Source organism: Moorena sp. SIO1F2, assembly GCF_010672755.1.
In the GTDB taxonomy this organism is placed as follows: domain Bacteria; phylum Cyanobacteriota; class Cyanobacteriia; order Cyanobacteriales; family Coleofasciculaceae; genus Moorena.
The window spans coordinates 1-6,650 of record NZ_JAAHFV010000346.1 but is presented as its reverse complement, the minus strand read 5'-3'; the positions used below and the strand labels follow the sequence as shown (position 1 = coordinate 6,650).

The following is a 6,650-nucleotide window of genomic DNA, read 5'->3' as shown; positions in this document are numbered from 1 at the left end:
TAAAGATTATTGGTGCTACCAAACCTCTGGAGGCTGAACCAGGAACTATTCGGGGCGATTATGGGTTAGACACAGGTCGCAATCTTATCCATGGCTCAGATGCCATTGAGACAGCGCAGCAGGAGATTAGTCTTTGGTTTAAGGAAGAAGAGCTCGTTAGCTGGGAACCAACCATAACCTCTTGGCTTTATGAGTAACAGTAACATTTACCTTTAAACGGCAAGTCCCACGCTCTACCAATGTTTGGTGAGCGTTGGGATCATTGATAGGGAGATGGCGGAATTCTTCCCGACTCTTGTTAAAAGCAGTTAGCGGCTAGCTTCTTTTGCCCTTTGCTCTTTCCCCAAAGCCGCTTGCCCTTCATTTTCTACAGGAATTGACTCCAGGTCTGGGGTCTTAGACTTTTCAGAAAATCCCCACATGAACACTAGGGCAATAGCAGCAATCATTAACCATTCCGGTGGCACTAATTCCGGTTTAATCGCTCTGACCAACAGGCGCAATCCCACAAAGCCCACGGTGATGTAGCCAGCATCCTCCAGATAGACATACTCTTTCAACCAACGAATAAATAAGCCCGCCATGAAGCGCAGGGTAATTACCCCAATGGTGCCACCAGCAATAACCAGCCAGGTCTGGTCAGAAATTGCGATCGCTGTCGTGACACTATCCAAGGAAAAAGCTAAATCCGTTACAGCAATTAGGGGAATTGCCTGCCATAGAGAAGTAAACTTCGGGCCATGATGGTGATGTTGTTCATCTTCATCAGAGGTGAAATACTCAAAGACCAACCAGAGCAGATAGGCAGCTCCCAATAACTCAAACTGCCAAAACTGCACTACCCAAGTGGCTGTGAGAATCAAAGTGATTCGTAGGACATAGGCAACTGCTAAGCCCAAGTTAAGAGCATGGCGTTGAAGTTGTTTGGTCTCTAAGCCTTGGGAGATCGCAGCTAATGCGATCGCATTATCAGCAGACAGTACAGCTTCTAGTGCGACCAGAATCAACAAAACCACAGGACCCTCAAGCCCAACATTAAACGATGAGTTAAGAATTTGGTCTAGCATTAAAAATTCTTAATGTCTTAAAAGGTTAACTTAGTCTATTACATAGACTTAATCGCCTAAATTGCTAAAACTTTGATATCTAATTTAATTAATCTTAACATTATAATCAGAATTTTAGTGCGCTGCGACCCCAGGGAGGTTCTAACGCCCACACCGAACCTGCAGCAAGATAAAGGTAATAGCTGTGATCTTAATTTGAGATCAACCCAAGCTAAAAGGATTATAGTATCTGGATAGGACAAGTTATTGTGATAGAATTCCAGAACTAGCCCAATTAGTTGGCTAATGGTATAGAATATCGCTCAAATAAAGGAGATTGTATACGATGGCTATTTCAGATGCGCAAGTTATCGGAGCTCTATTACTGGCTTTGCTTCCGGGATTTCTAGCATTCCGGCTGTCTACCGAACTTTACAAATAGTGCTGGGAAGCTCAAAGCCTTGCTCCTAAGCGGCTCGGATCTAGAGCGGACGAAGGATAAACAAAATAGTTTCGGTGACACCACCGATAATCTAGGATTATCGGTGGTGTCACTGAAACCAATTAATAAATCGCGAAGCCTCATTAAAGCTAGTGAAATCCATGGGGAGATGGAAAAAAGGGGAAGAACCTTGCGCTTCTCAGTCGTTAATTAAAAACAGGGGTTTAACCCCCCAGTTAGTTTATCAATAGTATCGTTTGATCGGTCAGCACTACCAAATACCGCAATTGATCGCTTTTTGACGGGTTTCCGCGATCCAAATTTCCCAGGAATCGCTGCAAACGTCAGTGTACCGGGGAACGTTAATAGATATTTCCGATATTATAACCAATAATTCTGAATTATTCTCCTGACTGGAAGGTCGTTTCCCTTGGATTGGAGTCAACACCAGGAAATTTATGTGTCAAACTCACGTTATCGAAACGAGGGAGTTTGAGGGAGCTATAAAACCTCGTCGGACATCATGACGAGTGTTCGCTGACGAACACGATGTCATAGGGCGAGGAGACATGGACTCCCTCAAGCCAATTGAGGGGTTCGATGCCCCGATAATTGGCAAATCTCTTAAATCTTTACACAACATTATAACCCATGTAAGCTATAATAATCTGGCCATGCTAACAATGACCTACGAGTACAAACTAGAACCAACTGCCGAACAGATTAAATCTATCGAGCAAACCCTAGATATTTGTCGTTCTGTCTGGAATTTTGCGCTCAGACAGCGTAAAGATTGGTGCGCATCTCGTAAGTCACCTATTAATGCTTGTTCGATTCAATGCGAGTACATCATTTCTGCCGACGAACCATTTCCGAATTACCATAAGCAAGCCAAGCAATTAACTCAAGCCAAGAAACTCTATCCTCATCTGAAAACAGTTCACTCTCAAGTACTACAACAAACCCTAAGAACTTTAGATAGAGCTTGGGAGGATATGAAAGCCAGAGGTTTTGGTTGGCCTCGCTTTAAGAAGAAGTATCGGATGCGGTCGTTTGTCTTTCCACAGTTAGGAAAAGACCCAATTAGAAATGATGGGATTAAGTTCCCAAAACTGGGATGGGTGAAATGGCGACAGTCAAGACCTATTCCCAATGGGTTTGAAGTCAAGCAAGCGAGGATAGTTAGAAAAGCATCTGGTTACTTTGTGATGCTGTCACTACAGCTAAATGTCAATGTCTCTAGTCCCATGCCTCACGGTCATCCTAGAGGTTTGGACTTGGGGTTTGACAAGTTTGTAGCTACCAGTGATGGTGAAGAGATTAAGCGACCTCGATTTCTGATCACCCTACAGCGCAAGCTGAAATTGCTGCAACGTAGGCTAAAGAATAAGCAAAAAGAGTCAAATAATAGACACAAGCTAAACCAGAAAATAGCTAGACTGCATCAACGTATATCAGACACTCGTAAAGACTGGCATTTTAAATTGGCTCATCATGTTTGTGATGGTGCAGGGATGATATTTGTTGTTGGCGAAGCCTGTCCGAAGGACATAGATATCAATTTTGTCAGTTGGGCTAGGGGTATGCTCTCAAAAGCATCGGCTGACGCGGGTTTTGGGCAATTCGTGGAGATCCTACACTGGGTATGCTGGAAAACCGATACCTATTTTGCCAAGGTAGATAAAAATGGTACTTCTCAGACTTGTCCTAACTGTGGCGCACACACAGGTAAAAAAACCTTAGATATGAGAATTCACGTCTGTAGTGAGTGTGGATATACTACGACACGGGATGTGGCAGCTAGCCAAGAAATCAGAAACCGTGGAATCTCTGCGCTAGGGCATAGCGTATCAGAAAATGTCTGTGGACTGGAAGCGACGGGGAGTATTGGTCACGATACTCTAGTTGGCACGGGTCGAAGCAGAAAACCTAATTCGCGAGATTTAGGAATCCCCTTCCTCAAAGTAACTGAGCTAAGCTCAGTTACTTTGAGGAAGGGGAGGATGTCAAGCTAAGCTCTTAGTCTATTTGGGGGTTTGATTCTTCCATAAAGACTATTTTTTAGCTAAATTATCTGGCTAAATAAAAGGTGCATACTAAAAACTCTATCTTAATCAACCCAATAATAAACCCAAGGGCGCTGGTGTGCCAGCGTGGCATTGTAAACGGAAATGAACGCAATCCAAACCCCTCACTCAACTCGGGTACCATCAAAACCTCGCCGAAGAGTTCCTCGAATCAAGCACCGTCCGCAGCGACAGTCTTACGGGGCAGTTGCTGGTGAAACTACGGCTAAGTTACTTGTTAACCTAGTTCTCTGTGCCGCTGCGATTACCGCACTAATGGAACTATTGCCTTATCATCTCTCACAGCAAGCCAAGTTGCGAGAAGTCAAACGAGAGGTGAAGCGAACTGAAAGACGAGTGAATAACTTGCGCCGTGAATTCAGTCGCTCTTTTGACCCCAGGCAAGCCCAGAAAGTAATGCGAGAGCAAAGCTTACGACGTGATCCGAATCAGGTTCAGGTCGTCTGGCAAGATCCAGACTGAGGGCCAGACTTAGGGCATGGAAATTAGTTATACTTCCGGTGGGCATAAACTGAGCTAAAGGTAATCGGTCCAGCTTGCTCGGTGCGTTCGCGTAGCGTGGCCTACGGCCAAACGCGCCCCGCGTCTCCTAGGTCGAATCGCTCTTTGGGAGGCAAGAGCTCATCACTAACCCCTTCAAGCTCTCAGTGGCTTAAGCAAATCATTGATCCAATTTTCCACTTTCTCGCGCAAGGAATCAGAAGAACCGGACTTGGGCAGCCACTTCAGAGCCTTTTGATAGTCGCTGATGGCACAGTTCCAGTCACCCCTGAGATGGTAAGTACGCCCTCTCTGGGCATAGACATGGTCTTCCAGGCATCCTAGCATTAGAGCCATGTCAAGGTTTTCTAGGGCTAAATCGTACAATCCCAATTCCCGGAAGGTGATCCCTTGGTTAATCCAGGTGCGGATATTTCCCGGATTGATATCAATAGCTTGCTCGTAGTCGGTGAGGGCTTCAGCCAGTTGCCCAACTGATGCATAATAATTAGCGCGATTGTTGTAAGCACTGTCCAATGTTGGATCAATTCGCAGTGCCTGATTGTAATCAAATAGGGCTTTGTAGGGCTGACCACTTTGGAAATACAGCAATCCCCGATTGTTGTAGTCTAATGCACTGGTGGGATTGAGATTAATCAACTGGGTTAACAATGCGATCGCACTGCTGTAATCCCCTTGTTTCACTTTCGAGTTTGCTAAGGTGCGCAGGCTTTTCACAGAGTGTATGTGGCTTTTTCTAGGCACTAGCTTCACTGGTGCTAAATGCCTGTGGTTTTTAGGGGACATTGGGAACCACTGTCGATTTTGGTTTTGCCGATTTAGAAAAGTAGGAGCATTCATATTTGCCTCAACCTCATTTGCAGCCTATCTAGATTCAACCTTACGGCTAACAGCACCCAGCTGGTTGGTCTTAATGTGTCACTTATTCATGCGTCTTTGGTGTACCCAAGAAAACCATCCAGATTGTCCCTCGGACTTGGGACTCTTCTTTGAAGACTACAGCAGTAATATGACAGTTTCCTGAAAGACGAATTAATTTTGTGGGGATTATTTTATAGAGGGGCTGGGAGTGGACACTTTTGGGAAGATGCACAATTCCCTAGGGGTTTGGGGTTTGGGGTTTGGGGTTTGGTTGTCATTACTGAAATGCAGCTATAGCAGAAAGCGGATAGATGTGTTCAAAATAGTATAGTTACTATTCCATAGCATCCACTCTCAGGAGGAAATCCTGTGCCATCCCTTCCCCCTTCAATTCCACCTGTGTCTTCGCCCCCAACCAACCCATGGCTGCGAATGGTAGGGATGTGGCTAGCAGTTGCTGTCATTGGTGCAGGGCTAGGTTGGTCATATCAAGAATGGCAAAGTTATCGAAATACACTATTACGCTTAGAAGAGATTCAGAAGCACCGATCAGAACGGGAATATGAAGAATGCATCAATAAAGCCACGACTATTCCTGAAAAGTCGCCTATATATCAACAGACTCAGCTTATTTTCGATGAGTGTGCCCAGAAACTATTTGGCAAAGCTAAGATACTAGCTGCAGCGAACCAATTTAAAGACGCAATTATCGAGGCCAATAAGCTGACCCCAGATAGTGTTCCTTACCAAGAGGCACAACAGATAATTAATCAGTGGTCTAAGAGCCTATTTCAGAAAGCTACCAAGCTGTATCAGGAACAAGGGAAGCTCAATGAAGCCATTGCTCTAACTCAAGTCATCCCTGAAACTACTCTGATTCGTCAAAAATTACCGGAGACCATTGCCCAATGGAAACAAGAGTGGGCTGTGAATGTATCGATTCGCAAACAAGCACTTCAAGCCCTGGAGGCAGGTCAATGGCAACAGGCTAAGCAAAACGCTAGGAGGGTGACCACTAGCTATTGGCAAAAGAAAGTTGAACCAATTATAGACAGGGCAGATGCTAAAATTTCTACCATAGAAGCCCACAAAGAAGCTCAACGAGTCAGACGACAAGCCCAGCAAGAGGCTCAACGAGTCAGACGACAAGCCCAGCAAGAGGCTCAACGCATAGCCAGAGAAAAAGCACAACAACAAGCTCAGGAGCAGGATCGACGTAGACAGCAATGCATTAAGCTGGTAACCAAATACACTGAAGAGAATGAGTGGGCTCTCAAAGAGTATGAAAGGTTAAGATGTGATGATTTTCCCCATGAGCTATTTTAACTAAGCCATCGGGTTGTTCTGATCCTAGAAACTAGGTCCATTGGATGGGCTTGATGAGGCATTAAGTACCAGAACTTAACCCAACATCTAACACCTCAGACCTAACACCTGACACATCATACCTCATACCTCACACCTCATACCAAGTTGCGGTCAAACGTACAACTTTCTCTTCCCCCAATCTCCCAATTTCCCTATCTCCCCATATTCCCCTCCTGGGAGGCAGGGCTGTTTCAAAGAAAAATAAGTTAACGAGAAAAGGAGATAGGGGGATAGGGGGATAGGGGGATAGGGAAATAGCTCAAAATTTTCCGAAAAATCCCCAAATTTAGTCATTAAAATCTGACTAATTAGCCGGCTTCAATCAACTCAAATGACTAACAATTC

At 44.8% G+C, this 6,650-nt stretch carries 7 protein-coding genes; 5 read left to right on the top strand and 2 right to left on the bottom strand.

The genetic code is table 11. The features are described from left to right. On the top strand, window positions 1–197 hold a 197-nt coding region (locus F6J94_RS27745; protein ID WP_293046251.1), incomplete at its 5' end, for a nucleoside-diphosphate kinase. Window positions 198–308: 111 nt separating this feature from the next. Here F6J94_RS27745 and F6J94_RS27740 read toward each other — a convergent pair. Beyond that, window positions 309–1,067 carry a TerC family protein gene (locus F6J94_RS27740; RefSeq protein ID WP_293030057.1) on the bottom strand — a complete coding sequence of 253 codons (759 nt, stop codon included), beginning with the start codon at window positions 1,065–1,067 and terminating at the stop codon, window positions 309–311. Between the two features lie 325 nt (window positions 1,068–1,392). Between F6J94_RS27740 and psaM the strand changes: the two genes are divergently transcribed. From psaM to F6J94_RS27725, 3 genes are all read left to right on the top strand, one after another. Beyond that, entirely contained in the window at window positions 1,393–1,488 is a 96-nt protein-coding gene (psaM, locus tag F6J94_RS27735; RefSeq protein ID WP_075900824.1) for a photosystem I reaction center subunit XII, read from the top strand. Window positions 1,489–2,162: 674 nt separating this feature from the next. Continuing rightward, window positions 2,163–3,503, top strand: a complete 1,341-nt coding sequence (locus tag F6J94_RS27730; RefSeq protein WP_293046254.1) for a transposase — start codon at window positions 2,163–2,165, stop codon at window positions 3,501–3,503. A gap of 156 nt (window positions 3,504–3,659) precedes the next feature. Beyond that, entirely contained in the window at window positions 3,660–4,037 is a 378-nt protein-coding gene (locus tag F6J94_RS27725) for a hypothetical protein (protein ID WP_293030052.1), read from the top strand. A gap of 174 nt (window positions 4,038–4,211) precedes the next feature. Here F6J94_RS27725 and F6J94_RS27720 read toward each other — a convergent pair whose 3' ends face one another. Then, window positions 4,212–4,916 carry a tetratricopeptide repeat protein gene (locus F6J94_RS27720; RefSeq protein WP_293030049.1) on the bottom strand — a complete coding sequence of 235 codons (705 nt, stop codon included), beginning with the start codon at window positions 4,914–4,916 and terminating at the stop codon, window positions 4,212–4,214. A 390-nt stretch (window positions 4,917–5,306) separates the two neighbouring features. On the opposite strand from F6J94_RS27720, the gene F6J94_RS27715 reads away from it, so the two are divergent. Then, window positions 5,307–6,263: a hypothetical protein gene (locus tag F6J94_RS27715; protein WP_293030046.1), complete on the top strand. Its 957-nt coding sequence runs from the start codon at window positions 5,307–5,309 to the stop codon at window positions 6,261–6,263. The last annotated feature ends 387 nt before the right edge of the window (window positions 6,264–6,650 follow it).

Coding starts and splice junctions, on each gene's coding strand:
- F6J94_RS27740 (WP_293030057.1), bottom strand. CDS start 1,067: ATGCTAGACCAAATTCTTAACTCATCGTTTAATGTTGGGCTTGAGGGT.
- psaM (WP_075900824.1), top strand. CDS start 1,393: ATGGCTATTTCAGATGCGCAAGTTATCGGAGCTCTATTACTGGCTTTG.
- F6J94_RS27720 (WP_293030049.1), bottom strand. CDS start 4,916: ATGAATGCTCCTACTTTTCTAAATCGGCAAAACCAAAATCGACAGTGG.
- F6J94_RS27725 (WP_293030052.1), top strand. CDS start 3,660: ATGAACGCAATCCAAACCCCTCACTCAACTCGGGTACCATCAAAACCT.
- F6J94_RS27730 (WP_293046254.1), top strand. CDS start 2,163: ATGCTAACAATGACCTACGAGTACAAACTAGAACCAACTGCCGAACAG.